The 24,575-nt window shown below is 73.9% G+C and carries 25 protein-coding genes and 2 pseudogenes; 16 read left to right on the top strand and 11 right to left on the bottom strand.

The genetic code is table 11. The annotated features are described in order from the left end of the window. Window positions 1-282 precede the first annotated feature (282 nt). Window positions 283-885 (top strand): TetR/AcrR family transcriptional regulator, encoded by a 603-nt coding sequence (locus C1703_RS36050; RefSeq protein ID WP_114256780.1) that lies wholly within the window; start codon window positions 283-285, stop codon window positions 883-885. Between the two features lie 135 nt (window positions 886-1,020). Here the strand turns inward: C1703_RS36050 and C1703_RS36045 are convergent, their stop codons facing one another. After that, window positions 1,021-1,926 carry a LysR family transcriptional regulator gene (locus tag C1703_RS36045; protein ID WP_114256779.1) on the bottom strand — a complete coding sequence of 302 codons (906 nt, stop codon included), beginning with the start codon at window positions 1,924-1,926 and terminating at the stop codon, window positions 1,021-1,023. Between the two features lie 116 nt (window positions 1,927-2,042). On the opposite strand from C1703_RS36045, the gene C1703_RS36040 reads away from it, so the two are divergent. From C1703_RS36040 to C1703_RS36025, 4 genes and pseudogenes are all read left to right on the top strand, one after another. Next, complete coding sequence (locus C1703_RS36040; RefSeq protein WP_114256778.1) at window positions 2,043-2,258, top strand: hypothetical protein; 216 nt, start codon at window positions 2,043-2,045, stop codon at window positions 2,256-2,258. Between the two features lie 210 nt (window positions 2,259-2,468). Further along, a pseudogene (locus C1703_RS36035) lies at window positions 2,469-2,786 on the top strand (helix-turn-helix domain-containing protein); the annotation flags it as partial. 132 nt (window positions 2,787-2,918) lie between these two features. Then, window positions 2,919-4,108 (top strand): annotated as a pseudogene (locus tag C1703_RS36030) (CaiB/BaiF CoA-transferase family protein). Between the two features lie 150 nt (window positions 4,109-4,258). Further along, window positions 4,259-4,639: an antibiotic biosynthesis monooxygenase gene (locus tag C1703_RS36025; protein ID WP_114256777.1), complete on the top strand. Its 381-nt coding sequence runs from the start codon at window positions 4,259-4,261 to the stop codon at window positions 4,637-4,639. An 86-nt stretch (window positions 4,640-4,725) separates the two neighbouring features. Here the strand turns inward: C1703_RS36025 and C1703_RS36020 are convergent, their stop codons facing one another. Together C1703_RS36020 and C1703_RS36015 are read right to left on the bottom strand one after the other, a co-directional pair. Continuing rightward, window positions 4,726-5,709, bottom strand: a complete 984-nt coding sequence (locus C1703_RS36020) for a TerC family protein (RefSeq protein WP_114256776.1) — start codon at window positions 5,707-5,709, stop codon at window positions 4,726-4,728. A gap of 84 nt (window positions 5,710-5,793) precedes the next feature. After that, window positions 5,794-6,438 (bottom strand): phosphoribosyltransferase family protein, encoded by a 645-nt coding sequence (locus tag C1703_RS36015; protein ID WP_114257758.1) that lies wholly within the window; start codon window positions 6,436-6,438, stop codon window positions 5,794-5,796. A 243-nt stretch (window positions 6,439-6,681) separates the two neighbouring features. On the opposite strand from C1703_RS36015, the gene C1703_RS36010 reads away from it, so the two are divergent. Continuing rightward, window positions 6,682-7,980: a polysaccharide pyruvyl transferase family protein gene (locus tag C1703_RS36010; RefSeq protein WP_114256775.1), complete on the top strand. Its 1,299-nt coding sequence runs from the start codon at window positions 6,682-6,684 to the stop codon at window positions 7,978-7,980. Window positions 7,981-8,016: 36 nt separating this feature from the next. After that, window positions 8,017-9,456, top strand: a complete 1,440-nt coding sequence (locus C1703_RS36005) for an FAD-dependent oxidoreductase (protein WP_114256774.1) — start codon at window positions 8,017-8,019, stop codon at window positions 9,454-9,456. A 69-nt stretch (window positions 9,457-9,525) separates the two neighbouring features. Here the strand turns inward: C1703_RS36005 and C1703_RS36000 are convergent, their stop codons facing one another. Beyond that, on the bottom strand, window positions 9,526-10,182 hold the full coding sequence (locus C1703_RS36000) for an alpha/beta family hydrolase (RefSeq protein ID WP_114256773.1): 657 nt from the start codon (window positions 10,180-10,182) through the stop codon (window positions 9,526-9,528). 119 nt (window positions 10,183-10,301) lie between these two features. Between C1703_RS36000 and C1703_RS35995 the strand changes: the two genes are divergently transcribed. The 4 genes from C1703_RS35995 to C1703_RS35980 are packed head-to-tail and all read left to right on the top strand — an operon-like array spanning window position 10,302 to window position 13,552. Further along, complete coding sequence (locus tag C1703_RS35995) at window positions 10,302-11,306, top strand: DJ-1/PfpI family protein (protein ID WP_114256772.1); 1,005 nt, start codon at window positions 10,302-10,304, stop codon at window positions 11,304-11,306. After that, window positions 11,303-11,905, top strand: coding sequence for a DJ-1/PfpI family protein (locus C1703_RS35990; RefSeq protein ID WP_114256771.1), 603 nt, complete (start codon window positions 11,303-11,305; stop codon window positions 11,903-11,905). Before C1703_RS35995 ends, C1703_RS35990 begins: the two co-directional genes overlap by 4 nt. Window positions 11,906-11,962: 57 nt before the next feature. Further along, window positions 11,963-12,418 carry an archease gene (locus C1703_RS35985; RefSeq protein ID WP_114257757.1) on the top strand — a complete coding sequence of 152 codons (456 nt, stop codon included), beginning with the start codon at window positions 11,963-11,965 and terminating at the stop codon, window positions 12,416-12,418. A 33-nt stretch (window positions 12,419-12,451) separates the two neighbouring features. Further along, entirely contained in the window at window positions 12,452-13,552 is a 1,101-nt protein-coding gene (locus C1703_RS35980) for a CapA family protein (protein ID WP_114256770.1), read from the top strand. 18 nt (window positions 13,553-13,570) lie between these two features. Here C1703_RS35980 and C1703_RS35975 read toward each other — a convergent pair whose 3' ends face one another. Beyond that, the gene (locus C1703_RS35975) at window positions 13,571-14,590 is read right to left on the bottom strand and encodes a sigma-70 family RNA polymerase sigma factor (RefSeq protein ID WP_114256769.1); all 1,020 of its coding nucleotides are present in this window, start codon (window positions 14,588-14,590) and stop codon (window positions 13,571-13,573) included. Window positions 14,591-14,706: 116 nt separating this feature from the next. Here C1703_RS35975 and C1703_RS35970 point away from each other — a divergent pair, with 116 nt between their 5' ends. Together C1703_RS35970 and C1703_RS35965 are read left to right on the top strand one after the other, a co-directional pair. Beyond that, window positions 14,707-15,159, top strand: a complete 453-nt coding sequence (locus C1703_RS35970) for a YbhB/YbcL family Raf kinase inhibitor-like protein (protein ID WP_031121295.1) — start codon at window positions 14,707-14,709, stop codon at window positions 15,157-15,159. Between the two features lie 147 nt (window positions 15,160-15,306). Then, window positions 15,307-16,572, top strand: a complete 1,266-nt coding sequence (locus C1703_RS35965; RefSeq protein WP_114256768.1) for an MFS transporter — start codon at window positions 15,307-15,309, stop codon at window positions 16,570-16,572. 39 nt (window positions 16,573-16,611) lie between these two features. On the opposite strand, the gene C1703_RS35960 is transcribed toward C1703_RS35965, so the two are convergent. Continuing rightward, entirely contained in the window at window positions 16,612-17,040 is a 429-nt protein-coding gene (locus tag C1703_RS35960) for a VOC family protein (RefSeq protein ID WP_114256767.1), read from the bottom strand. A 293-nt stretch (window positions 17,041-17,333) separates the two neighbouring features. Between C1703_RS35960 and C1703_RS35955 the strand changes: the two genes are divergently transcribed. Then, entirely contained in the window at window positions 17,334-17,708 is a 375-nt protein-coding gene (locus C1703_RS35955; RefSeq protein WP_114256766.1) for an SH3 domain-containing protein, read from the top strand. Window positions 17,709-17,769: 61 nt separating this feature from the next. Further along, window positions 17,770-18,144, top strand: coding sequence for a peptidase M23 (locus C1703_RS35950; RefSeq protein WP_114256765.1), 375 nt, complete (start codon window positions 17,770-17,772; stop codon window positions 18,142-18,144). Between the two features lie 55 nt (window positions 18,145-18,199). On the opposite strand, the gene C1703_RS35945 is transcribed toward C1703_RS35950, so the two are convergent. After that, entirely contained in the window at window positions 18,200-18,649 is a 450-nt protein-coding gene (locus C1703_RS35945; protein WP_114256764.1) for a hypothetical protein, read from the bottom strand. 192 nt (window positions 18,650-18,841) lie between these two features. Between C1703_RS35945 and C1703_RS35940 the strand changes: the two genes are divergently transcribed. Further along, window positions 18,842-20,014, top strand: coding sequence for a hypothetical protein (locus C1703_RS35940; RefSeq protein ID WP_114256763.1), 1,173 nt, complete (start codon window positions 18,842-18,844; stop codon window positions 20,012-20,014). 63 nt (window positions 20,015-20,077) lie between these two features. Here C1703_RS35940 and C1703_RS35935 read toward each other — a convergent pair whose 3' ends face one another. From C1703_RS35935 to C1703_RS39145, 4 genes are all read right to left on the bottom strand, one after another. Beyond that, window positions 20,078-21,643, bottom strand: coding sequence for a serine/threonine-protein kinase (locus C1703_RS35935; protein ID WP_114256762.1), 1,566 nt, complete (start codon window positions 21,641-21,643; stop codon window positions 20,078-20,080). Then, window positions 21,640-22,419, bottom strand: coding sequence for an FHA domain-containing protein (locus C1703_RS35930; protein ID WP_114256761.1), 780 nt, complete (start codon window positions 22,417-22,419; stop codon window positions 21,640-21,642). Before C1703_RS35930 ends, C1703_RS35935 begins: the two co-directional genes overlap by 4 nt. A 140-nt stretch (window positions 22,420-22,559) precedes the next feature. Continuing rightward, window positions 22,560-23,294, bottom strand: a complete 735-nt coding sequence (locus C1703_RS35925) for a class I SAM-dependent methyltransferase (RefSeq protein ID WP_114256760.1) — start codon at window positions 23,292-23,294, stop codon at window positions 22,560-22,562. Between the two features lie 48 nt (window positions 23,295-23,342). Next, window positions 23,343-24,245, bottom strand: coding sequence for a hypothetical protein (locus C1703_RS39145; protein WP_198678363.1), 903 nt, complete (start codon window positions 24,243-24,245; stop codon window positions 23,343-23,345). Window positions 24,246-24,575: the final 330 nt, after the last annotated feature.

The following is a 24,575-nucleotide window of genomic DNA, read 5'->3' as shown; positions in this document are numbered from 1 at the left end:
CTCTCACATCACAAGGTCGGCAGGCGGGGCGTGCCGGTGGCGGGGCCGGTCCGCAACCGGGCAGGATGCGGGGCGGGCCGGGCACGGTCCGCACGGGTGCGGCCGCTTCCGGCGTGCCGTTTCCGGGGTGCCGATTCCGGAGGCGGCCGGCAGGGGCTGTCCGCGCGGACGGCACGCCGATACGATGCAACAATCGGACAGCTGTCCGCTTACCCGGAAAACGTAGTGGACACATGTCCGCTTAACAAGCACCGGGTTTCGGCCACCACGCGAGGAGGGCGAGTGCCGCAGAGGAAGGGCGCCGCCCTGCGCTCGGACGCGCAGCGCAACCGCGAGCGCATCCTGGAGGTGGCCGTGGTCGAGCTGACACGTGCCGCGGACGCCCCCCTGAGCGCGATCGCCAGGAAGGCCGGCGTCGGGCAGGGGACCTTCTACCGCCACTTCCCCAGCCGCGAGGCACTCGTGATGGAGATCTACCGCCACGAGATGCGGCAGGTCGCCGAATCAGCGGCACCCCTGCTGGAGAGCCGGGAACCCGACCGGGCGCTGCGCGAGTGGATGGACCGCCTGGCCCGGTTCGCCATGACCAAGGCCGGCCTGGCCGACGCCATCCGCCAGGCCACCAGCGCCCCCGGGCAGCCGGAGAAACCGGCACACGCCCCGGTGACCGAGGCGGCCGAACTGCTCCTCCGCGCCGCCGAGCGGGCCGGCACCATCCGCCCGGGGATCACCGCGGAGGACCTCTTTCTCGCCATCGGCGGCCTCTGGACGATCGACCCCCGCGGCGACTGGCAGTCGCGCGCGACCCGGCTGCTGGACCTGATCATGGACGCCCTGCGCGTGGGGGCGCCCGGGGGCTCGTCCGGGAAGTCTCCCGGGGGGTGAGCGCCGGTCCGCGCCAGGGATGCCCCCGGTCTTCGTGTGTCCCCGGTCTTCGTGTGTCCCCGGTCCTCGCGTGTCCCCGTCGTGAGTGGCCGTGAGTGGCGTGGCCGTGAGTGGCCGTGAGTGGTGGGCCGCTGTTCAGGCGACCGCCGTGGGCGCCAGATCCCGCAGTTCGTCGAGGGCCGCCGCGACGGCCGGGCGGGCGTGGCCGCCGCCGCGCGTGCAGGTCAGGAGCTTGCGGTGGGGGTTGCCGGTGCAGCGGACGCGGACGATCGGCAGGTGCGGCGTCAGGTGGGCCAGGCGCGGGACCAGGGCGACGCCGAGCCGGTGGGCGACCAGGTGGGCGGCGACGTTCCAGTCCAGGGCGTGGTGGACGACGTCCGGGGTGAATCCGGCCGCGCCGCAGGCGGACAGCACGTGCGGGCGGCAGGGGCTCTCCTCCACCGGCGCGATCCACGGCTCGCACGCGGCCTCCGCGAGGTCGACCCGGGTCCGCCCGGCGAGCCCGTGCTCCTCGTGCACGACCAGGTCGAACGGGTCGTCCAGCAGCGGCCGTTGATCGAACCGGACGTCGCTCAGCGGCGGGTTGTGCGGGGTGGACTCGACGATCGCCAGGTCGCTGACGCCCTCGAAGAGGAGGTCAAAACTCTCCGGGACACCTGCCTCCGTGATCCGCACGGACAGCCGCGGATGCCGCTCCCCCAGCCGGGCCGCCATCGGCGCCAGCAGCACCGAGACGGCCACCGGGAAGCCGGTCACCCGCAGCACCCCGGAGGGCGCCCCGTGGTCGGCCCGCAGATCGAGTTCGGCCTGGTCCCAGCGGGCCAGGATGGCGTCGGCGTGCGCGAGCAGACTCTCGGCGGCCGGGGTGAGGCGGACCCCGCGCCCCTGCGGCTCCAGCAGGTCGACGTCCAGGTCCCGGGCGAGCTGCCGGATCTGCTGGGAGGCCGCGGACGGGGTGAAGTGCAGGGCCCGGGCGGCAGCGGTGACCGTGCCGTAGTGGGCGACCGCCCTGAGCACGTGCAGTCGGCGCAGGTCAATCATGAAGGCTACGCTTCACAATGCCGTCCACAAAGTCAACCTGGACGCGTACGGAGACCTCGACGCACCCTGGCTGTGTCGCGACGGTCAACCAGCCACGACGTACGAGGAGTCCCTTCATGAACAGCACCGACACCACGGCCTGCCCGCACTGCGGATGGCCGGACGGGGGCGAGCCGTTCCAGGTGCTGTCCCGGCACACCACCGCGACGGGCCGCACGGAGTGGACGCGCTGCGGATGCGGCTCGCTGCAGGTCCGGGTCGTCGACGGGGCCGGGACACGCGTCGTCTCACGCAGCAGGCCGGCGTCCGGGTGCGGCGCGGTGAGCCGCTGACGGCTTGGGTGCGGGGGCGGAGGGGTGGGGCCGGGGCCGGCTCATCACCGCGTATCTGACCTGCGCGTTTTTTTGGGGGGCGCCGGTGGCTCGTGGACGGGCACGCGCGTGTGGCCGGTGCGGCGGTGTGGACGGTGGGGCGGCCCGGGGGGCGCGCGTCGGTCGCCGCGCTCCTCGCACACCGCGCTGACCGTCACCGGAGCCACATGCCCCGGACCGCCGGTCGTGTACGCCGAGGAGCTGGGCGGCATCGCCCTCCGCGCCGACCTCGTCGCACCGGGCGGCGAAGCGCCGCCGGACGTCCGTGCCCTGGAGGCGGCCGCGGCCGACACGCCCTGACTGTTGTCGACGCTGCACGCGATCGCGTCGACGGCCAGTCCGCGGGCCGCCGCCACCGGCATCAACGTCCACCACTCCACGCTCCAGGACCGGCTGGCCCACGCCGAGCACCTGCTCGGGCGGCCGCTGCGCACCCCGCGGGGCCGGCTCCGACTGCAACTGGCCCTGACCAAGCGCCACCTGACCCGACCGGAGACACCGACACGCACGGCCGTAGGCACCGAGGCGCAGCCGCGAGCGGCCGGGGCGCCCATGCCGTCGCCCTCCCCCTGGGGGACACTGTCCGGGCGCCCTCCCGTACGACGTTCAGGAGCATCACGCATGAGCGTGCAGCGGTACCCCTTGGCCGGGATCACGGTGGTCAGCCTGGAGCAGGCCGTGGCCGCGCCCTACGCCACCCGGCAGCTCGCCGACCTCGGTGCGCGTGTCATCAAGGTGGAGCGGCCCGGCGGCGGTGACTTCGCCCGCCGGTACGACACGACCGTGCACGGCCACTCCAGCTATTTCGTGTGGCTCAACCGGTCCAAGGAGTCCCTCACGCTGGACCTGAAGGACCCGCGCGGCCGCGAGATCTGCACGACCTCCTCGACGGCGCCGACGTCTTCGTGCAGAACCTCGCCCCGGGCGCCGCCGCCCGGCTCGGCCTGGACACCGCCGGGGTCACCGGCCGCCGCCCCGACCTGATCGCGTGCGCGATATCCGGCTGGGGCACGACCGGCCCCTGGGCGGACCGCAAGGCGTACGACCTGCTGGTGCAGTGCCAGACCGGGCTGGTGTCGCTGACCGGCACCCCGGAGGGCACCGCCCGGACCGGGATCTCCGTCGCCGACATCGCCGCCGGGATGTACGCCTACAGCGGCATCCTCACGGCCCTGTACACCCGCGCGGTCACCGGCGAGGCCCACCCCGTGGAGGTGTCCCTGTTCGAGGCGCTCGCGGAGTGGATGGGCCAGCCCGCCTACTACACGCGGCACGGCGGCGCCCAGCCCCCGCGCCTCGGCACCCAGCACGCCACGATCGCGCCGTACGGGACGTACACCGCCGCCGACGGCAAGGATGTGCTGTTCTCCATCCAGAACGAGCGGGAGTGGGCGGTCCTGTGCGCGGAGTTCCTCGGCCGGCCGGAGCTGGTCGACGACCCGCGCTTCGCCACCGCCTCCGACCGGGTCGCCCACCGCGAGGAGCTCGACACCGTCGTCGCCGGCCGCTTCGCCCGCTCCGGCTCCGACGAGATCCTCAAGGACCTGGAGCGCATCGGCATCGCCTGCGCCGGGGTCAACGACGTCGCCGCGTTCCTGGACCACCCGGTGCTGGCCGCCCGGGGCCGCTGGCCCGAGGTCGGGGTGCCGGGCGCCACGGTGGAGGCCCTGCTCCCGCCGGCCGACCTCGCGGGCCTGCCCGCGCGCATGGACCCCGTACCGGCGGTGGGCGAGCACACCGAGGCGATCCTCACCGAACTGGGCCGCACCGCCGAGGAGGTGGCGGCGCTGCGCGCGGACGGCGTCGTCTGACCCGCGCGGCAGACCGACGTCCCGCCGGCGGCCCGGACGGACCCCGCCGTTCTGTGCGCCGGCAGGCTCGTGGCCGTTCCCCGGAGCCGGCAGAGAGCTCAGGCGGGAAAACGCTGGATCACTGGGCGCAAGCCGCCCTACGGTGGCGCCATGAGCGATCACTCGGAAGCGCCTGTCGCGCCCGTGGAGGCCTTCGAACCTCCCTACTACGTGGCTGTCTTCACCACAGTGCGAACCCAGGACCAGAGCGGCTACAGCGAGACCAACGCCCGCATGGAAGACCTGGTGAAGGATGTCCCCGGGTTCCTGGGGATGGATCACGCGCAGACTCCTGGCGGGCTGGGCATCACCGTCGGGTACTTCCGCGACGCCGACGCCCTCACGGAGTGGCGGACCAACGCCGAGCACCGCGCGGCGCAGAAGCGCGGGCGAGCCGAGTGGTACGAGAGCTACACGCTGCATGTGGCGAAAGTGGAGCGGAGCCGCGGCTTCACGCGAGCGCAGGCCCCGCAGAGCCCGACAGCAGGCTGACCGTTGCCCCGGCCGCACGGGGTCCACCAGTTCCCGGCTGAACCGCATCGAGGCCCCGTTCACCACCCGCGCTGCTTCGCGCTTGGCTAGTGGGACCCGGCCTCGCGGCGCGCCGCCTCCTCGGCCTGCCGCTGCTTCTTCGAGGCCCGCAGACTGGTGATCGTGGTGACGGTCAGCACCAGCACGATGAAGCCGAGCGAGAAGGGGATGCTGATCTCCGGGACGTGCACGCCCGACTCGTGCAGGGCGTGCAGCACCAGCTTCACGCCGATGAAGCCGAGGATGATCGACAGGCCGTAGGAGAGGTGGACCAGCTTCTTCAGCAGGCCGCCGATGAGGAAGTACAACTGCCGCAGGCCCATCAGGGCGAACGCGTTCGCGGTGAAGACGATGTACGGGTCCTGAGTCAGGCCGTAGATCGCGGGGATGGAGTCGAGGGCGAACAGCACGTCGGTGGAGCCGATCGCGAGCATCACGACCAGCATCGGGGTCATGATCCGCTTGCCGTTCTCGGTGATGAACAGCTTCGTGCCGTGGTAGCGGTCGGCCACCCCGAAGCGCTCCTCCGCCATCTTCAGCAGCTTGTTCTCCTGGTACTCCTCCTCGTGCTCCTCCTTGCGGGCGTCCTGGACCAGCTTCCATGCGGTCCAGATCAGGAAGGCGCCGAAGAGGTAGAACACCCAGGAGAAGGCGGAGATGATCGCCGCGCCGGCCGCGATGAACACGGCCCGCAGCACCAGGGCCATGATGACCCCCACCATCAGCACTCGCTGCTGGTACTGCGAGGGCACCGCGAACTTCGCCATGATCAGGACGAAGACGAAGAGGTTGTCGACGCTGAGCGACTTCTCGGTGATGTACCCGGCGAAGAACTCGCCCGTGGGCCCGCTCCCACCGTAGTACCAGAGCCCCAGTCCGAAGAGCACGGCCAGGACGATCCACACCACCGTCCAGGCCCCGGCTTCCTTGATGGACACGTCGTGCGGCTTGCGGCCGACGAAGAAGTCGACGGCGACGAGCACGCACAGGGCGGCCACGGTCAGCAGCCACACGGACAGCGAGACGTTCACTTGTTACTCCTGATGCAGGTGTGGGGATGGCACATCGTCGTCCGTGTGGCTGATTTTCGCCACTCCTGCCAGGTGAACAAACGGTCACAGCTGCGCGTGCAGCGCGTCCAGGACGTCCTGGTCCGTCAGCTGGTCGAAGTTCTCGTACCACAGGCCGACGGCCATGAAGGCGGCCGGCTGGTGCAGGCAGATCACCTCGTCGGCCTCGGCGCGCATCAGCTCGGCGGCCTCGGGCGAGCACACCGGCGCCGCGAGCACCACCCGTTCGGGCGCCTGACGGCGCACGAAGCGCAGCGCGGCCCGGGCGGTGGAGCCGGTCGCCAGGCCGTCGTCGACCACGATCACGGTCCGCCCGCGCAGGTCGGGCGCGGGACGGCCCTGCCGGTACAGCCGCTCGCGGCGGCGCAGTTCCGCGCGTTCCCGCTCGATGACGGGGGCCAGGGCGGTCTCGCTCAGGCCCAGGTGGCGCAGGGCGTCCTCGTCGAGGAGCGGCACCTCGTCCCCGGCCATCGCACCGACCCCGAGCTCCTCCTGGAAGGGCGCCCCGATCTTCCGTACGACGAGGACGTCGAGCGGGGCGTCCAGCGCCCCGGCGACCTCGCGCGCCACGGCCACCCCGCCGCGGGGCAGGGCGAGGACGAGGGGGTCGGGCAGCGCCCCCTCCCGCTGCCGGTCACGGAGTTTTCCGGCCAGTTCCAGGCCGGCCTGCCGTCGATCATGGAACCGCATGACGGTCACCTCTGCTTCCCGCCCCCAGCCGGCGCCTCGGTCCGGCTCCCGCGTACCCCCGGCTCACCGGACAATGCGCACCTTCCGGACCTCCGTCACACTCGGAACGCGGGGTGTTTCCGGCCGGGCGGCACCGGCAACCCGGGACCGTGCGCACGGCACGCACCGTACGCACGGCACGGCTGTCCGTGCCGGTGGCGCCCCGGGCCACTGAGCAGACCCCGACGCGACGGGAGCACCCGGATGACCACTGCCCCTCCTGGTCCGCAGCCCGCCCGGCCGGGCCCGCGCATCGGCGTGCTGGGTTCGTACGGCGGCTTCAACATCGGCGACGAGTCGATCCTGACCTGTGTCCTGCGCTGTCTGCGCGCCCAGCGGCCCGACGCCGGCCTGGTCGTCTTCAGCCGGAACGCCGAGCACACGCGCGCCCATCACCCGGACGCCGACGAGGTGGTGGACTGGGAAGGCGTCAGCCGCAACCAGGTCCTGGACACGCTGGCCTCGCTGGACCTGCTGATCCTGGGCGGCGGCGGGATCCTCTACGACGGCGAGGCACGCCGCTATCTGCGGCTGGTCCGGGCCGCTCAGGAACGCGGCGTCCGCACGTTCTCCTACGCCGTCGGCGCGGGGCCGCTGCGCGAGCCCGACGACCGGGAGGCCGTGCGCACGGTCCTGGCCGAGATGGACGACGTCGTCGTGCGGGACGAGGAGTCCAAGCTGGTGCTGGAGGAGGTCGGGGTCGAGCGGGACGTGATCGTCACCGCCGATCCGGCGCTGCTGCTGGAGCCCGAACCGTTCACCGACGAGATGATGCGCCACGAGGGCGTGCCCACCGACTCCCGTCTGGTGGGGATGTCGGTGCGGGAACCGGGCCGGGCGGCCGAGAAGCTGGACGAGGGCGACTACCACGCCCTGCTCGCCGACGTCGCCGACTTCCTGGTCCGCCGGCTGGACGCGCACGTGGTGTTCCTGCCGATGGAGCGGCACGACGTACGGCACGCGCACGCGGTGCTGTCCCACATGACCGCTCCCGACAAGGGGCGGATCCTGCACGGCTCGTACAGTCCGGGGCAGGTCCTGGGCTTCATGCGCCATCTGGACCTGGCGGTCGGGATGCGGCTGCACTTCGTGATCTTCGCGGCGCTCTCCGGGCTGCCGGTGCTGCCGCTGCCGTACTCGGGGAAAGTCTTCGACTTCGCCCGCCGGATGGGGGCTCCGGCCCTGGTGGGCGTGGCGCGGGAGCAGGCCGGGCTGCTGCTGGCGGAGGTGGACCGGCTGTGGGACGAGTATCCCGAGCGCCGGGAGGACCTGCGCTCCCGCGTCCAGGAGCTGTCCACGCGGGCCCGCGAGACCTGTGCCCGCTGCGGCGTGCTGCTCGACGGGATCGACGGCCGGGCCGGTGTGTCCCTGGAGCCGGAGGTGCCCGCCGAGGCGGCCACCGGGGCGGCCACGGGCGCGGATCCGGCCGTGGCCGCGGACCCGGGCGCGGAGGCGGAACCGCCGCGTCCGCCCACTGCCGAACCGCGCCCCTTGGGCGTGTGACGCCGGGGCCGGGGCCCCGTCCGCGGGAGGACACCGATGCCGATCCTGCAAGAACCGAGCAAGCCCCGCACGGTCACCCTGCCTGCCCGGCCCGCCCGGCACGGCGGCCGGACGGAGGTCCTGGTGGTGGGCGGCGGCCCGGCCGGGTTCGCGGCGGCCGTCGCGGCGGCCGACGCCGGGGCCGAGGTCGTCCTGGTGGAGCGCTACGGCTTCCTCGGCGGCAACGCGACCGCGGCGCTGGTCATGCCGCTGATGTCGTTCCACAACGAGCACAAGCAGGCCGCGTTCACCGAGGACGGCGAGGACTCCCGGCTGCTGCCCACCGACCACGGCGAGGGCGAACCGGTCGTCCAGGGCGTGCTGTGGCGGCTGCTGGACCAGCTCATGGGGCGCGGCGGCTGCCTGAAACCGTCGCCGAGGACCGGGTACACGGTCCCCTTCGATCCCGAGCTGTTCAAGCTGGTGCTGCTCGACATGATGGACGAGGCGGGCGTGCGGATGCTCTTCCACGCCTTCGCCTCGACCGCGCTGCGCCTGGAGGACGGCTGGCGGGTGGTGTTCGAGACCAAGTCGGGGCCGGTGGTGATCGACGCCGACGTGGTCGTGGACGGCACGGGCGACGGTGACGTCGCGGCGGCCTGCGGGGCGCCGTACGAGATCGGACGGCCGGAGGACGGGCTGGTGCAGCCGATGACGCTGATGTTCCGCGTCGCGGACTTCGCGCGGCCGGACTTCGCCGCGTACGTGCGGGAGCATCCCGACCAGTGGCGCGGGGTGCACGGCCTGTGGGACCTCGTGGAGGAGGCCCGGGCGGACGGCGATCTGCGGCTGCCGCGCGAGGACATCCTGTTCTTCGCGACCCCGCATCCGCGCGAGCTGAGCGTCAACAGCACCCGCGTGACCAGGGTGCTCGGCACCAGCGTGTGGGACCTGACCCGGGCCGAGTACACCGCCCGGCGCCAGCTCGCGGAGATCGACCGGTTCCTGCGCACCCGCGTGCCCGGCTTCGAGGAGTCGTACGTGGTGCAGAGCGGCACCCACATCGGTGTCCGGGAGACCCGGCGCGTCGTCGGCGACTACCAGCTGACCGGTCACGACATCCTGGCCGCCCGCGCCTTCCCGGACGTCGTGGCGCACGGCGCCTACCCCGTCGACATCCACAACCCGCGCGGCTCCGGCACGGTCCTGAAGCGGGTGCCCGCGGGCAGCTTCTACGACATCCCGCTGCGCTGCCTCGTGCCGCGGGGGACCGAGCGGCTGCTGGTGGCGGGCCGCTGCATCTCGGGCACGCACGTGGCGCACTCCTCGTACCGGGTGATGCCGATCGCGATGGCGACGGGCCAGGCGGCGGGGGTGTGCGCCGCGCTGACCGTGCGCCACGGGCACGGGCCGCGGGGCGTGCCGTACCGGCGCGTGCAGCGGGAACTGCTGCGGCAGGGCGCCCGGTTGCGGATCGACCTGCCGGTGAGCGGCTGAGCACGGCGACCGGGGCGGGACCGGTGCGCGCGGCGGCCCGCCGGGTCCCTCGGCGCCGACCCGAGCCGGTCAGCCCGCCGCGGTCCGCAGTTGCTCGTCGCACCACCGCCGGGCCGTCTCGGTGACCTGGTCGAGCGCGCCCGGCTCCTCGAACAGATGGGTGGCGCCGGGTACCACGTGGAGGGTGTGCGGGGCGCGCAACCGCCCGGCCGCCTCCTCGTTGAGCCGCAGCACGTGCTCGTCCCGTCCGCCCACGATCAGCAGCACCGGAGCCCGTACGGCGTCCAGGGCGTCGCCCGCGAGGTCGGGCCGGCCGCCGCGTGAGACGACCGCCCGGACCCGGTCGGGGCGCCGGGCGGCGGCGACCAGGGCCGCGCCCGCGCCGGTGCTGGCGCCGAACAGGACGACGGGCAGGCCGTGGGTGCCGGGCCACCGCGCCAGCCAGTCGATCGCGGCCACCAGCCGACGGCCCAGCAGGGGGATGTCGAAGCGGAGTTCGGCGGTCAGGGCGTCCTGCTGTTCCTCCGCATCGGTGAGCAGGTCGACGAGCAGGGTGCCGAGGCCGGCGGTGCGCAGGCCGGCGGCGACCTCGCGGTTGCGGGGACTGTGCCGGGAGCTGCCGCTGCCGTGCGCGAACAGCACGACCGCGCGCGCGTCGGGGGGCACGGTCAGGTCGCCGGTGAGGGCGGCGCCGCCGGCCGGCACGGTGACGGTCCGGGAGTTCATCGCGAGCCTCCTCTCCCCCCCGGGTCCCGTGGTACCCCCGCTGCGGCGGACGTCCCATGGCGCGATCTGTGGGATGTGTGTCGTTGACGCCATGATCCGGGCCGGTGGAGCGTGGAGGGGTGACAGAGCGCCGTATCGTCTTCGTCGTCTTCGACGGCTTCCAGCCGCTCGACCTCACCGGTCCGCACGAGGTGTTCCACGGCGCGGGCGGGTACGCCTGCGAGGTCGTGGCGGCCCGGCCGGGACCGGTCCGGTCGGTCAGCGGGCTGCTCGTGCACGCCGCGCACGGGGTGGCGGACCTCGACCCGGCCGGCACGGACACCCTCGTGGTGGTCGGCGGCGAGGGCGTGGACCGGGCCCGGGAGGACGCGGCGCTGGTCGCCTGGATCGCCGCCGCGGCGGCCGGTGCCCGGCGCGTGGCCTCGGTGTGCAGCGGGGTGTTCCTGCTGGCGGCCGCGGGCCTGCTGGACGGACGGCGGGTCACCACGCACTGGGCGCGGGAGGAGCAGCTCGCCCGGGAGCATCCCGGGGTGCGGGTGGACTGCGACCCGATCTTCGTCCGGGACGGGCGGGTGTGGACCTCGGCCGGTGTGACGGCGGGCATGGATCTGGCGCTCGCCCTGGTGGAGGACGACCGGGGCCGGGAGGTCGCGCACGCGGTCGCCCGTCAGCTGGTGCTCTTCCTGCGCCGTCCGGGCGGCCAGTCGCAGTTCAGCGTGGCGCTGTGGTCGCGGCAGCCGGCGACGGACCCCGTGCGGGCCGCCGTCACCGCGATCCACGCCGATCCGGGCGCCCGGCACGACATCGCCTCGCTCGCCGCGCACGCGGGGCTGAGCCCGCGCCACCTCCAGCGCCGCTTCACCGCCGAGCTGGGCGTGCCGCCGGCCGCGTACGTGGAGCGGGTGCGCGTCGAGGCGGCCCGGCGCGCCCTGACCGAGGGGGACGAGCCGGTCGAGGCCGTCGCCCGCCGCTGTGGCTTCGCCACCGCAGAGACCCTGCGCCGCACGTTCCACCGTCGGCTCGGTGTCGCCCCGTCGGAGTACCGCGCGAGGTTCCGCTCCACGGCGGCGCCCGCCGGCGCACTCCCCGATCATCACGTCTCCAAGGAAGGTGAACCCGTATGACGACCTACGGCCTGCTGGTCTTCGAGGATGCCGAGGAGCTCGACTTCGTGGGGCCCTGGGAGGTGTTCACCGTCTCGGCCATGCTCCGTGACGGCGCCGACCGGGCCGTGCTGGTCGCCGAGCACGCCGGGCCCGTGCGCTGCAACAAGGGCCTGCGCGTGCTGCCCGACCACACGCTGGACGACCATCCGCCGCTGGACGTGCTGCACGTGCCGGGTGGGCGGGGGGCCCGTGAGACGCAGCTGCACAACCGGGTGGTGACCGACTGGATCGGGAAGACCGCGGAACAGGCGGCGTGGGTGCACGGGGTGTGCACCGGCACGTTCCTGCTGCACGCCGCCGGGCCCGCCCGCGGACGCCGGGTGGCCACCCACTGGAGCCAGGAGGACACCCTTGAGGCGCGGGGCGACGTGACGGTGGTCCGGGACGCCCGCTATGTCGTGGACGGCAACCTGGTCACCAGCCAGGGTGTCTCGGCCGGCATCGACAGCGCGCTGTGGCTGGTGGGCCGGCTGCACGGCCGGGAGCACGCGCGGGCGGTGCGCCGTTACATCCAGTACGACCCGGCGCCGCCCTACCTGGCGGACGAGCCCGTCTGACCCGGGTGCCGGTGCCGTGCGCCGCATGGGTCCGCCTGCCCCGGGCAGCCGATGTTCATGGGCGGTGACACGGACGACGGCGGACAGGTGAGGCGACCGGGCGGCTGCGGGCACCGGGCGGTGCCGCACCCGGGCGACATCCGGATCGAGGCGTGGGCGGCGTGCCGGGAGCACTGTCTGGCGGAGGCCGTACTGGCGATGGTGGAGTGCTTCGCGGACCTGTCCGGGGTGCGGCCCACCGCCGTGGACCGGGTGCGGCTGGCCGAGGCCAGCGACGACGACCTGCTCGCCACGCTGCTGGACGAGGTCATCTTCCGGCTGGAGGCGTACGGCGAGGTGCCGGTGGACGTGGAGGCGGACGAGGCCGACGGCGGCCTGGACGTCCGGCTGGCGGTCACCGGCCTCGATCACGTGCGGATCACCGGGGAGATCCCGACGGCGGTGGCGTGGAACGAGCTGCGCATCGGGCCGGACCCGTACGGCTGGTCGTGTGCGGTGACGGTCGACGCGTGACCCGGCCGGCCCCGGTGTGCCTACGGTGGAGACGTGAGCGGCGGAGTCGTGACGCTGTTCCTGTGCGGTGACGTGATGCTCGGGCGCGGCGTCGACCAGATCCTGGCGCACCCCGGTGATCCGGCGCTGCGCGAGGCGTACGTCGTGGACGCGCGGACCTACGTCCGGCTGGCGGAGGCGGCGCACGGCCCGGTGCCCGCGCCCGTCCCTCCGTCCTGGCCGTGGGGCGAGGCGCTGCGGGTGCTGGCCGAGGCCGCCCCGGACGCCCGGATCGTGAACCTGGAGACGTCGGTGACGCGCGGCGACACGTTCGACCCGGACAAGGAGATCCACTACCGGATGCACCCGGCGGGCCTGCCCGCCCTGGCCGTGGCCCGGCCCGACGTGACGGTCCTCGCCAACAACCACGTCCTGGACTTCGGCCGCCCGGGCCTGCTGGAGACCCTGGACGCGCTGGCCCGCGCGGGGTTGCGGACGGCGGGCGCGGGCCTGGACGCCGACCGGGCGTACGCACCGGCGGTGGTGCCTCTGCCCGGCGGGCGGCGGCTGCTGGTGTTCGCCCTCGGGGCGCGCTCCAGCGGGATCCCGTCCGGCTGGGCGGCGACGGCGGACCGGCCGGGCGTCGCGTACCTGCCCGACCTCTCGGCCGCCGCGGCCGGCGCCGTCGTACGGCGGGTCGGGCAGGTGCGGCGGGCCGGTGACCTCACCGTCGTGTCCGTGCACTGGGGTTCGAACTGGGGGTACCACGTGCCCCGGGAGCAGGTGCGGTTCGCGCGCGCCCTGGTGGACGGCGGGGTGGACGTGGTCCACGGGCACTCCTCGCACCATCCCCGCCCGCTGGAGGTGTACCGGGAGCGGCTGATCCTGTACGGCTGCGGCGACTTCGTCGACGACTACGAGGGGATTCGCGGGTACGAGGAGTACCGCGACGACCTGCGGCTCGCGTTCCTGGTCTCGGTCGAGGCGGACGGCGGGCGGCTGGCGGGCCTGCGCATGGTGCCGCTGCGGGCGCGACGGCTGCGGCTGGAGCCCGCGCCCCCGGAGGACCGGGCGTGGCTGCGGGCGACGCTGAACCGGATCAGCCGTGGGGTGGGCGTGGCGCTGGCGACCGACGGCTCGCTGACGCTGGTGTGAGCAGTGCCGGTCGGCGGGTCAGCCCGCCCAGGCCAGCAGGCGCTCCCGGTTCCCGGGCTCGCGCAGCCGGGCCAGGGACTCCTGCTCCAGCTGGCGCACCCGCTCCCGGGTCAGGCCGACGCGCTTCGCGACCTCCTCCCGGGTACGGGTGTGGCCGTCGTGGAGGCCGTAGCGCAGGGTGAGGATCATGGCCTCGCGGGGCGCGAGCGTGCCCACCGCCTCGCGGAGTTCCTCGGCGAGCGCCTGGTACTCGGCGACTTCGGGCGCCTGGAGCACCTCGGTGTCGGGGATGAGGTCGCCGACGACCGTCTCGCCGGTCTCGTCCACGGGCGTGTCCAGGCTGACGGCCTGCCGGCCGACGCGGCGCAGCCAGCCGATCCGGTCCACGGCGAGGCCGCTCTCCCGGGCCACCTCCTCGACGCTCGGCTCGCGGTCCAGGTCGTGCCGGAGCCGCCGCTCGACCTTGGCGACCTTCTGCAGCTGCTCGACGACGTGCATCGGCAGCCGTACCACGCGGGCGTGCGCGGCCAGGCCCCGTTCGATGGCCTGGCGGATCCACCAGGTCGCGTAGGTGGAGAACTTGAAGCCCTTGGTGTGGTCGAACTTCTCCACGGCCCGGATCAGGCCGAGGTTGCCCTCCTGGATCACGTCCAGCAGGGGCAGACCGCGGTGGGCGTGCCGTTTGGCCATCGAGACCACGAGCCGGAGGTTGGCCCGGACCATGTGGTCCTTGGCCGCCTGCCCGTCGCGGGCGGCCTCCTCCAGGGCCCCGCGCCGCTCGGGTGCGAGGTCGCTCTCACCGGCGTCGGCCCGCTCCAGTTCCTCCAGCGCCCGCTCACCGGTCCGCATCCGCCGGGCCAGCCGTACCTCGTCCTCCGCGGTGAGCAGCGGCGTCGCCGCGATCTGCGCGAGGTACTGGCCGAGCAGGTCCGGTTCCTCGTCGGGCTCGGGGAGGCGGCTGCGCAGCCGGGCGGTGCGAGCGGGGGCGCGGCGGTCCTCGCGGGCATCGGCCGCGGGGTCTTCTGCCAGGGGAGACATCCTCGTGTTCCTCCGTCTCCTGCCTCGTTCCGGCTCGCTCCGGAGAGGTTCCCGGGTACCCGCGAGGATCGGTGCCGAACCGCATGTCCGGGTGCGGCGGGGGTACTCCGGGGCACATGACCGGCATCGAACTGCGCAGCGACGCGTTCAACGACCACTCCTTCATCGCGCGCCGGTACGCGTACGAGGGACCGAACGTCTCTCCGCCGCTGACCTGGAGCGGCGTACCGGACGACGCGGCCGAACTGGTCCTGCTCTGCGAGGACCCCGACGCCCCGTCGGGCACCTTCGCGCACTGGGTGGTGGTGGGCATCGACCCGCACAGCGACGGCGTCGAGGCCGGGCACTGCCCACCGGGCGGCACGGAACTCGTCAACGGCTACGGGCAGCAGGGCTGGGGCGGCCCCCATCCCCCGCCGGGTGACGACGCCCACCACTACTTCTTTCGGCTCTACGCCCTGTCCGAACCGTGCGTGCTGCCCGACGCGCCCCGGGCGGACCAGGTGCACGAGGAGGTCGAGAAGCGGCGGATCGCCGACGGGACGCTGGTGGGGCTGTACCAGCGCTGAGGCCCTGAGCCGCGCCAGCCCTCGTGGCACAACGGTTGGTTGTGGCACGGGTGATGGGTGGTTGTTTGCCCGGCCCGCCCGGTCCTCGCTTGGATGGCTCCCGGTCAACACGGGGTTGTCCGCGGGAGCTGGGAGTGTGCGCCGGGCATGGCGGGCAGAGGGTCGCTGGGGCGGCGGTTCGGGTGGCTGTGGGGCGCGTACGCGGTCAGCACGGCCGGTACGTGGCTGGCGTTCGACGCGTTCGCCCTGATCGCGGTCCTGGTGCTGGACGCCGGGCCGACGCAGGTGGCGCTGCTGGCGGCGGTGGGTCCTGCCGTCGGCGCCGTGGTGTCGGTGCCGCTCGGTCCGTGGGTGGAGCCGCGCCGGAAACGGCCGGTGATGATCGCGGCGGACCTGCTGCGGTGCGCGGTGCTGCTGAGCGTCCCCGTGGCGTTCGCCCTGGGCCGGCTCGGCTTCGGTCAGCTGCTGCTGGTGTCGGTGGTGGTCGCGGCGGCCGACATCACCTTCAACGCGGCGGCCGGGGCGTTCCTGAAGGAGCTGGTGCCGCGGCGGGACCTGCTGGTCGCGAACGGGCGGTTCGAGGCGACGATGTGGACCGCCAGCATGGCCGGGCCGCCGCTGGGCGGGGCCGCGATCGGGCTGTTCGGTCCGGTGACGACCGTGGTGGCCGACGCGGTGAGCTATCTGCTCTCGGCGGCCGGGCTCCGGGCGATGGGCGACGGCGAGAAGCGCCCGGTGCGGCCCGAAGCCGCCACGGTCCGGCTCCGGGCGGGCGACCTGCTCGGCGGCTGGCGGCACATCCTCGCCGATCCGGCCCTGCGGCCGCTGTTCTTCAACACGGTCCTGGTCAACGCCCTGATCATGGCGGCCTCGCCGCCGCTGCTCGTCCTGATGGTCGACGACCTGCGCTTCGCGCCCTGGCAGTACGCCCTCGCCTTCGCCGTGCCCTGCACCGGCGGCCTGCTCGGCTCACGGCTGGCACCCCGGCTGGTCACGCGGTTCGGGCGGCACCGGGTGCTGCTCGGGGCCGGGGTGCTGCGGGCGTGCTGGTCGCTCGGTCTGGCCTTCGCCGGCCCCGGCGCGACCGGGCTGGCCCTGGTGATGCTGGTCGAGTTCGGCCTGATCACGTGCTGCGCCGTGTTCAACCCGGTGTTCGCCGCCTTCCGCCTCGACCGGACCCCCGCCGACCGGGTCACCCGCACCCTGGCCGCCTGGTCGGCCACCGGCAAGGCGGCCACCGCGGCCCTGACCGCCCTGTGGGGCCTGCTGGCGGCGCGGACCGGCCCTCGTACGGCCCTCGCCCTCGCCGGTGTCCTGCTCCTCGCCACCCCGCTCCTGCTCCCCCGCCGGGACCACGCCCCGGACACCGACGCCGAGCCCGCGCCCCTGGCCCTGGAGGCGGACGGCGGCTGAACGGCCGTTCAGCCGCCGCGCGGACTGGGGGAGCCCGGGTCAGACCGCCCCGGGCACGTCCTCCGTGACCCCGTTCAGCGGGGAGGAGGGATCGGCGCCGTACGGGCGGGTGATGATCTCCATGCCGTGGCCCGCCGGGTCGAGGAAGTAGACCCCGCGGCCGCCGTCGTTGCGGTTGATCCGGCGCGGGTGGTTGCCGTGCGGATCGGCCTGGATGGGTATCCGGGCCTCGATGAGGCGGGCGAGGGCCTCGTCGAACTCGTCCTCGGAGACGAGGAACGCGTAGTGCTGCATGGGGATGTCGGCGTCGATGGTGAGGAAGTCCAGCGTGACGCCGTTGGCGGTCGTCACCGGCAGGAACACCCCGGCCGGTGCCCCGACCTCCAGCCCCAGGATCCCTGCGAGGAAGTGGGCGGACCTCTCCCGGTCACGGGACAGGACGATGGTGTGGTTGAACTCGACTGACACGGTTGAATGCCTCCACGGGCATCTTCGCGGCGCCTCCATGCCTCACCCGGCCGGTGACCGGCACGCGATGCCGCGCCGTGGATCGTAGACAGAGGCGGTCGGGGCCGTCGAGCGGTTTTCGGCCGTATCGAGGTCCCTGGCGCGGAGTCCCCGTCCCGGCACCCGGCGCCCCCGCCTCAGCCTCTCCCCCTGCCTCTGTCGCCCCCGAGGATCCTGACAATTGTCAGGGACCGTGTCGCCCCGGGCCTCCCTACAGTTCTGAGCGTCGGCCACACCGTCAGGGGGAACACGACATGTCCACTCGTCTCTTCGCCAAGGCCGCGCTCGTCGGTGCCGGGGCGCTCGCGCTGCTCGGCCCGCTCACCGCCGGGACCGCGACCGCGGCCACCGCCGGCGAGCAGGGCGGCGCCCGCGTCCTGGCCGCGCCGTACGCGGTCGTACCGTACGAGAACGTCAACGTCCGCCGGGGGCCGGGCACCGGCTACGGCATCATCACCACCGTCGCGGCGGGCCAGCCGCTCGGCGCCTACTGCTGGACCCGCGGCGAGCGCATCACCGACAACGGCTACTCCAACGACGTCTGGGTGAAGCTCCTCGAGGGCTACGTCAGCGCCGTCTACCTCAAGGGCGACGAGTACGGCGACCTGCCCGCCTCGGCGCGCTGCTGACCCGGACCATGACCTGCCCCGGTCCCACCACCCACACCTTCTTCCCACGGGGGACAGACACATGAAGCGACTGATCAGCCGTACCGCCCTGGGCCTCGCCGTGACCGCGCTCGCCGTCGGCGGGCTCGGCACCACGGCCCAGGCGGCCCCGGCCGGCGCCAACGGCGGCGACCCGACCCTCACCGACGTCTACATCTGGGCCACCGACGTCAACCTGCGCCAGCAGCCGACCACCGACTCCCCGCGTCTCGCGGTCCGTTCGAAGTGGTGGGCGGACGCCATCTGCCAGACGCAGGGCCAGACCGTGCACGACCCGGCCGTCGGCACCAACAACTGGTGGACCGCCGTCATGGAGCTTTCGGGCAGCGACGTGGCCTGGGTGAACAACCTGTACATCCGGGGCGGCGAGAAGATCGCCGGCGTTCCGGACTGCTGACGTACGCCGAAGGGGGCGGACCGGAGCACCGGCCGCCCCCTTCGGTGTGTGCGGCTCAGTACCAGCCGGTCTGGGTCAGGTCGTGGCCGTCGCACGAGAGCACGGCGCGCGAGACGCGGCCGTTGAGGTTGTTGCCCATCTGCGTGTAGGCGTAGTTGATGCCGGGGTCGACGGTCTCGGAGACCCATCCGTCGACGCGCCCCACACTGTTGTTGGAACGCTGCAGCACGGCCGCGCAGTTGGCCCGGGAGTTCTCAATCCGGGCGAACGAGCCGCACTTGTCGGAGTAGAAGTACTTCAGGGCCATGCCCTCGGCGTACTTGGTGGCACCGATCTGCCGGAACGTGCCCGAGCAGTAGGAGGTGGTGGGGTACTGCCCCTCCATCCCGTAGGCCCCGTAGTTGCCGCCCGAGTACGGCGCGGCCTGGGCGGAGGTCGGCAGGAGCGCCATCATCGCGGCGGCTCCCCCGGCGGCCAGCAGTGTCCTGAGTGATCGGCGGCTCATGAGCCCTCTTCCGTGTGTCGGCGGGTGTTTCGTGGCGACCGTACGGGCCGTCACCAGGCCGCCGACACCTGACATTTATCAGGGTGGACGTGCCCTGACATTCGTCAGGACCGCACGCGCCCCCCGCGCTCCTACGGTGTCCGCACGGGGCCGCGGCTCCGCCGGACAGCCGGACGACCAGGAAGGCCAACCATGCGCATGCTGCTGCGCGGCGCCGCCGCGCTCGCGACCCTCGTCACGGTCGCGTCGCTCACGAGCGGTGCCGCGGCGGTCCCCCGGCCGGAAACGGCCACCCGAGCGGTGGGGGCCGCCCAGATCCCGGACGGCGTCACCGCCGGCGTCGCCGTCTTCGACCGCCGGACCGGCACGTTCACCGAACAGGTCAACACGAGCGCGCGGTTCCGGTCCGCCTCGGTCGTGAAACTGCTGCTGACGCTGGACTTCCTGTGGAACCGCGGCCCCGACTACACCGTCCCCGCGGCCGACCGGGCCCTGCTGGAGCCGATGCTGCGCAGCAGTGACGACGACGCCGCGAACCACTACTGGTCGACGTACGGCGGCCCGGCGATCATCGACCGGATGTCCGCCCGGCTCGGCCTGCGCGACACCGCGCCGCCGCCCGCCGGGTACGCGGGCTTCTGGGGCTACACCGCCCTCTCCGCCCGGGACACGGTGACGATCTACCGGTACGTCCTGGAGCAGGCGCCCGCGCCCGTCCGCGACTTCGTCATGGACAACCTGCGCCGCTCCACCCGCTGCTCCTCCACCGACCACTTCGACCAGCACTTCGGCATCGCGGGGGCGTTCGACCGCCCCTGGGCGGTGAAGCAGGGCTGGTCCGGGAAGTTCGGGGAGGGAACCTGCGGACCGCAGGGGGCGGCCGCGGCCCCGGCGGCATCGGCCGGGGCCACCGCCCGTGCCGCCGCGGACGTGGACCTCACCCGCCCCGCGCTGCACACCACCGGCACGGTGGGCGCGGACGACCGGGCGATCGTGGCCGTGCTGACGCTGCACCCGGTGGGCACGTCGTACGGGAAGGCCTACACCGACCTCGGGCGGCTGACCCGGTCGCTGAACGTGCCGGGTGCGGCGCGGCCCGCCGGGACGTGGTTCGGCACGTGGGGCGAGTCGGTGAACGTCCGCAAGGGCCCGACCACCGGTGACGACCGGATGACGCGACTGCCGGCCGGGGTCGAGGTGCTGGTGGGCTGCCAGATCCGCGGCCAGGTGGTCAGCGTGCCGCCCTACACCAACGAGTGGTGGGCCTATCTGCCCCAGTACGGCGGCTACATCTCCAACATCTACATCAGCTCGCCGGACAACCGGCTGCCGAACGTCCCGGAGTGCGGCTCGCCGCGGCCGTGACGGGAACGGGGGACGAGCGGGGGGCGGGGCCGAGGCTCCGCCCCCCGCTCGCGTTCGTGCGCCTCAGCGCTGGTATGCGGCGAGGTAGCGCAGCACCTTGTCGACGTGCGGCCGCACCCGTTCCGGGACGCCGCCCTCCTCGATGACCGTGCGGTCACTGGTGCGGTAGCCCGCCGCGACCAGCGCGGGCAGGTCCTTCTTCGGCAGCCCGGCCTCCTTGAAACGCTGGTCGAGCCAGCACACGTAGCCGCTCATGGTGGAGATCGCGTCCGGCGGCGACATGTGGTCCTTGTCGCCGTCGCCGTCCCCGTCCACCGCCCAGGCGTTGAACACCGACGGCGTCCACATGGCGATGCCGTACTCGTCGCTCTCCGGGCGGGCGGCCTTCGCGTCGAAGCCGCTCTCGGCCTTGAGCATCGCGGCGAGCAGGGCGGGGGTGATCTCCTCGTCGGTGCAGCGGTGCGCGGCGCGGGTGATGACGGGGCGCAGCGCCTCGGGCACGTCGGAGTCCGCCGGGATCTCACCGGGGGCCGGGCGGGGCGTGCCGGTGACGGCGGCGGGGGCGGTGGGGGCGCCCCGGCCGCGGTCGTCGTCCCCGGTGTCGCTGTCCGGGCCGAGCAGGGCCGTCCCGGCGAGTGCGGCGGCGGTCAGGACGGCGAGCCCGGCCGCGGCGGCCGGCAGCAGGCGTCGCCGGCGGGGGCGGGGACCGCCGGTCAGGGCCTCGACCCGGGCGGCGACGCTGCCCGCCGTGTGCGGCAGGCGGGCGGTGTGGTCGGGTGCCAGGCAGTCGGCGATCAGCCCGCGCAGGCCGTCGTCGAGGCCGGCGTCGAGCCGCAGGGGTGCGGTGCCGCGGGCGTAGGCCTGGGCGGCGAGCGAGCGGGCCCGGGCCGTGGCGCCCGGGAAGGGGTGGAGGCCGCCGGTGAGGACCTGGTGGGCGAGGACGCCGAAGGCCCAGATGTCGGCGGTGGGCCGGACGACGGCGCCCTGGGTGCCGGTGCGCTGCGACCACCACTCGGGCGGCAGGTGGTCGAGGGTGCCGAGCGGCGGCAGATGGGCGTGGGTGCCGTCGAGTTCGGCGGCCAGTCCGAAGTCCGCGAGCCACACCTGCCCGTCCGGGCCGAGCAGGACGTTGGCGGGTTTGAGGTCGCCGTGCACCCAGCCGGCGGCGTGCATGTGGGCGAGGCCGGCGGCGACTCCGCGCAGGACGCGGTCCGCGCCGTCGATGGGCCGCCCCGGGCCGGCGGCGTCGAGTACGTCCCTCAGGCTGGACTCGGCCCGGTCCATGACGAGCGCGATCGCCCCGTCCAGGGCGGGCAGTTCCGGTGCCTCCACGGTGCACACGGCGTGGGTGCGGACGAGGTGCGGGTGGTCGGCCTCCGCGCTGAACCGGACCTCGCGGGCCACGAGTTCGCCGAGCGCGGCACGCTGCCCGGGGCCCAGGGCGCCGGTCGGCAGCACCTTCACGGCGACGGGCGTGCCGTCAGCGACCGTGCGGGCCTCGTGGACGGTTCCCCAGCCGCCGGAGCCGATGACCGCGCCCACTTCCCAGTCCTCGATCCGGAAGCCCTCCGGGAGGCGGGGCCGGGGCGTCTCCAGGTCGTCCTCGTGGATGTCGGGTCCGGAGGTCATGCGCCGGCCTCCTGCGGGGTGAGGCGGCCGGCGCCGCGGCGCGGCAGTAGGCCGAGGTGCTCTTCGCGCACCAGGCCGAAGCGCAGGGCGACGGAGGCGAGCCGGGCGCGTTTGGCGCCGGCCCCGGTGGCCGTCTCCTCGCCGAGGTCCAGCCGCAGTTTGGCGAAGGCCAGGTAGTCGATGTGGTAGTTGACCGCGGAGCGGGTGAGGTCGCGGCAGGACTCCAGGGGGCGCAGCCGCTCCACGATCTGGCCGACCCCGGGCAGCGCCGAGTCGGAGGGGTCGCGCAGCCGCGGTTCGCACAGCGCCACCAGGACGAGGAAGTACTTCGACGTGGGGTCGAGGGCGAAGGGATGGACGGTCTGTTCACCGCCGCCGGGCGCGGATTGCTCGCCGAGGTAGGCGTGCTGGGGTGCGAACACCTTGAAGGCGGCGGTGCCGGACAGGGCGGGGAGCACCACGCGGGAGAACTCGAAGGGCACGGGCGCGCCGAGCCGCCCGGGGGCGACGGTGAGGTACTCGCCGGCGCCCTCCAGGTTCTCCACCACGTACGACACGCTGCGGCTGAAGTTGGACAGCCGCCAGTAGTCCCCGGCCGCTTCCAGTTGCCCGGCCCGGCGGGAGATCCCGGGGTCGGCCAGGACGATGCGCACCCCTGTCCCGCCGCGGCCGAAGTCCGCGACGTCGCCCGGCCCCAGGTGGATCAGTTCGGGACTGCCCGGCTCGTCCGCGTCCCAGTGCGACGGGCCGGGCAACTGCACGATGATGGTTTCCACGCGGACTCCCCCGCTGCTGACGCCCCCGATTTGGTCGCGAGGATTGTACGGGCGGATTCCGCTTGCCACGGAGCCGATCGGGCCGTCTCGGCGGCGTTTCCTCACGCCGCTTCCTCAGGCCACTTCCTGAGGCCACTTCCTCAGGCCGCGACCGCACGCCGCGCGACGAACACGTACTCCCGGCCGGGACGGTCGGGCGCGTCCCGCACGTCGTCCACCGCGTAGCCCTGGGCGACGAGTTCGGCCTCGACCTCCTCGCGCTCGCGGAAGCGCAGCGTCGACTCGGAGGTCAGCACCTGGCCGTCCGCGGCGAACACGTACGTCCACCGGAACGTCACCAGCGGCCCGCTCACGTCGAGCAGCTCGACCCAGGACGCGACGCCGCCGACGCCGGGGACGTCCGTCACGGTGTACGTGTCCTCGCGGTTCCACTCCTCCCAGGCGCGGCGGGCCGGTATCCGCGTCTCGAACACCAGGCGGCCGCCGGGCCGCAGCGCCGCACGTGCCCCGCGCAGGGTGCGCCGCCAGTCCTCGGGCCCGACGATCTCCTGGGCGGCGTTGCCCGTCATCGTCGCGAGGTCGGCGGCGAGCGGCGGGAGCGCCGTCGCGTCGCCGTGGAGCCACCGCACCCGCTCGGCGCCCGGCTTGCCGCGTGCCACGTCCAGGGAGGCCCGGGCCGGATCGACCCCGACGACCTGGACGCCGCGCGCGGCGAGCAGCAGCGCGAACACGCCGGTCCCGCACCCGATGTCGAGGACTTGACGCGCCCCGAACTCCTCCGCCATGCGCAGGTACGGGTCGAGATCGCCGCGGTCGGGGTCGAGCGGGTCGTAGACCGCGGCGAGCCGCGGATGCCGGAAGCACTCGTCAGCCATGCGCCCGACGGTACGGAGGGCGGCCGCGGGCGGCCACGGGTTTTCGGCTCAGCCGAGGCAGATGACGAGCAGGCAGAGTTCCTTGGACTGCGGGTCGGAGGGAGAGGTGGCGGGCGGCGTGGTGCTCGTCGCGGGCGGCGGTGTCGCCGGGGCCGCGGGCTGCTGCGTGTCCGGCTGGGTCTCGGCGGCCGGCGGTGTCGTCGGCTCGGTGACCTTCGAGGCGGACGAGCCGGTGGTGCCGGTGACCGTGTCGACGTTGCTCGGGACGGTGGTCCGCCGCTGCGGGGTCGTCAGCGGCAGCTCGCGCGGTGCGGCGGCCGCGTCCGTCCGCGGGTTCGTCGGCGTGGTGCGGGGGTCGGCCGTCCGGGCCTGCTGGTGGCGGGAGGCGCGGCTGGAGTGCGGTGGCGTGGTGGGCTGCGAGCGCGGGGTGTCGTAGTGCTTCGACGTCGGCTCCGTGAACGTCGGGGCCTCTCCCCCGGTGCCGCCCATGGTGGTGTCCTCCGGCGCGGTGGCCGCGCGTACGCCGGGGGCCGCGTTCTGGTTCAGCGTGGCGACGGTCAGGCCGCCGCCGACGAGCGCGACGGCGGTGGCCACCACGGCCCGGCGCTGGTTCTTCTTCCAGCGGGCCATCTGGCGGCGCCGCGCCGCACGCCCCTGGGGCCGTTCCTCGTAACCCTCGGAGTTCTCGGTGCCCGGGGAGCCCTGGTCGTGGGACGAGCCGGTGTCAAGGGTCTCCGGCGTGCCGGCACCGATCGTCTCGTCCCACACGGTGCCGTCGTGCCACGTACCGGTGGCGGCCGGGTACTCCCAGGCGGCGGCCGGGGCGGTCGCGGGGGCCGGGCCGGTACCGCCGTCGGCGGCGGAGGGGTCGATGTCCGGGGCGTAGGCGCCGCACCCCGGGCAGACCAAGGCGCCGTTGAGGTGCCGACGGCACGAGGAGCAGTAGTCCATGTGTGGTCTTCCCGATCTGGCTGTTCCGGCGGCTCGCCGGCCGCGGCCTGGTCACGTTCGCACGTGGGATCGAGCCGTAACGCTAACGAGACTTTGGAGGGGCGGTGTGCAGTCTGTGTGTCACCCCTGCGCAGATCCTCTGGATCTCACGTGAGCCATGGGCGACCCGGCGAGTAGAGGCGGCCGGGGCTGGGCACGCTCGCGCAGCACCCCGAGCCCGGGCGGCTCCCCCGCCCCGAGCCCGGCGCCTCCCGTCAACTCGCCTGATTTTCCCGGGAATCGACGCACAACCCTTTGGACGCGCCACGGGTCACATCATGCAGGAGCAAC

The sequence above is a fragment of the Streptomyces sp. Go-475 genome (assembly GCF_003330845.1).
Taxonomy (GTDB): Bacteria; Actinomycetota; Actinomycetes; order Streptomycetales; family Streptomycetaceae; genus Streptomyces.
This window is presented reverse-complemented; position numbering and strand designations above follow the sequence as displayed.

What these genes read in the sequence shown, in the direction of transcription:
- C1703_RS35925 (WP_114256760.1), bottom strand. Translation starts at nt 23,294, where the DNA reads ATGGCTGACGAGTGCTTCCGGCATCCGCGGCTCGCCGCGGTCTACGAC.
- C1703_RS36015 (WP_114257758.1), bottom strand. Translation starts at nt 6,438, where the DNA reads ATGCGGTTCCATGATCGACGGCAGGCCGGCCTGGAACTGGCCGGAAAA.
- C1703_RS35990 (WP_114256771.1), top strand. Translation starts at nt 11,303, where the DNA reads ATGACGACCTACGGCCTGCTGGTCTTCGAGGATGCCGAGGAGCTCGAC.
- C1703_RS36005 (WP_114256774.1), top strand. Translation starts at nt 8,017, where the DNA reads ATGCCGATCCTGCAAGAACCGAGCAAGCCCCGCACGGTCACCCTGCCT.
- C1703_RS35955 (WP_114256766.1), top strand. Translation starts at nt 17,334, where the DNA reads ATGTCCACTCGTCTCTTCGCCAAGGCCGCGCTCGTCGGTGCCGGGGCG.
- C1703_RS35945 (WP_114256764.1), bottom strand. Translation starts at nt 18,649, where the DNA reads ATGAGCCGCCGATCACTCAGGACACTGCTGGCCGCCGGGGGAGCCGCC.
- C1703_RS36045 (WP_114256779.1), bottom strand. Translation starts at nt 1,926, where the DNA reads ATGATTGACCTGCGCCGACTGCACGTGCTCAGGGCGGTCGCCCACTAC.
- C1703_RS35985 (WP_114257757.1), top strand. Translation starts at nt 11,963, where the DNA reads ATGGGCGGTGACACGGACGACGGCGGACAGGTGAGGCGACCGGGCGGC.
- C1703_RS35935 (WP_114256762.1), bottom strand. Translation starts at nt 21,643, where the DNA reads ATGACCTCCGGACCCGACATCCACGAGGACGACCTGGAGACGCCCCGG.
- C1703_RS35970 (WP_031121295.1), top strand. Translation starts at nt 14,707, where the DNA reads ATGACCGGCATCGAACTGCGCAGCGACGCGTTCAACGACCACTCCTTC.
- C1703_RS36000 (WP_114256773.1), bottom strand. Translation starts at nt 10,182, where the DNA reads ATGAACTCCCGGACCGTCACCGTGCCGGCCGGCGGCGCCGCCCTCACC.
- C1703_RS39145 (WP_198678363.1), bottom strand. Translation starts at nt 24,245, where the DNA reads ATGGACTACTGCTCCTCGTGCCGTCGGCACCTCAACGGCGCCTTGGTC.
- C1703_RS35975 (WP_114256769.1), bottom strand. Translation starts at nt 14,590, where the DNA reads ATGTCTCCCCTGGCAGAAGACCCCGCGGCCGATGCCCGCGAGGACCGC.
- C1703_RS36040 (WP_114256778.1), top strand. Translation starts at nt 2,043, where the DNA reads ATGAACAGCACCGACACCACGGCCTGCCCGCACTGCGGATGGCCGGAC.
- C1703_RS35950 (WP_114256765.1), top strand. Translation starts at nt 17,770, where the DNA reads ATGAAGCGACTGATCAGCCGTACCGCCCTGGGCCTCGCCGTGACCGCG.
- C1703_RS36010 (WP_114256775.1), top strand. Translation starts at nt 6,682, where the DNA reads ATGACCACTGCCCCTCCTGGTCCGCAGCCCGCCCGGCCGGGCCCGCGC.
- C1703_RS35940 (WP_114256763.1), top strand. Translation starts at nt 18,842, where the DNA reads ATGCGCATGCTGCTGCGCGGCGCCGCCGCGCTCGCGACCCTCGTCACG.
- C1703_RS35965 (WP_114256768.1), top strand. Translation starts at nt 15,307, where the DNA reads ATGGCGGGCAGAGGGTCGCTGGGGCGGCGGTTCGGGTGGCTGTGGGGC.
- C1703_RS36025 (WP_114256777.1), top strand. Translation starts at nt 4,259, where the DNA reads ATGAGCGATCACTCGGAAGCGCCTGTCGCGCCCGTGGAGGCCTTCGAA.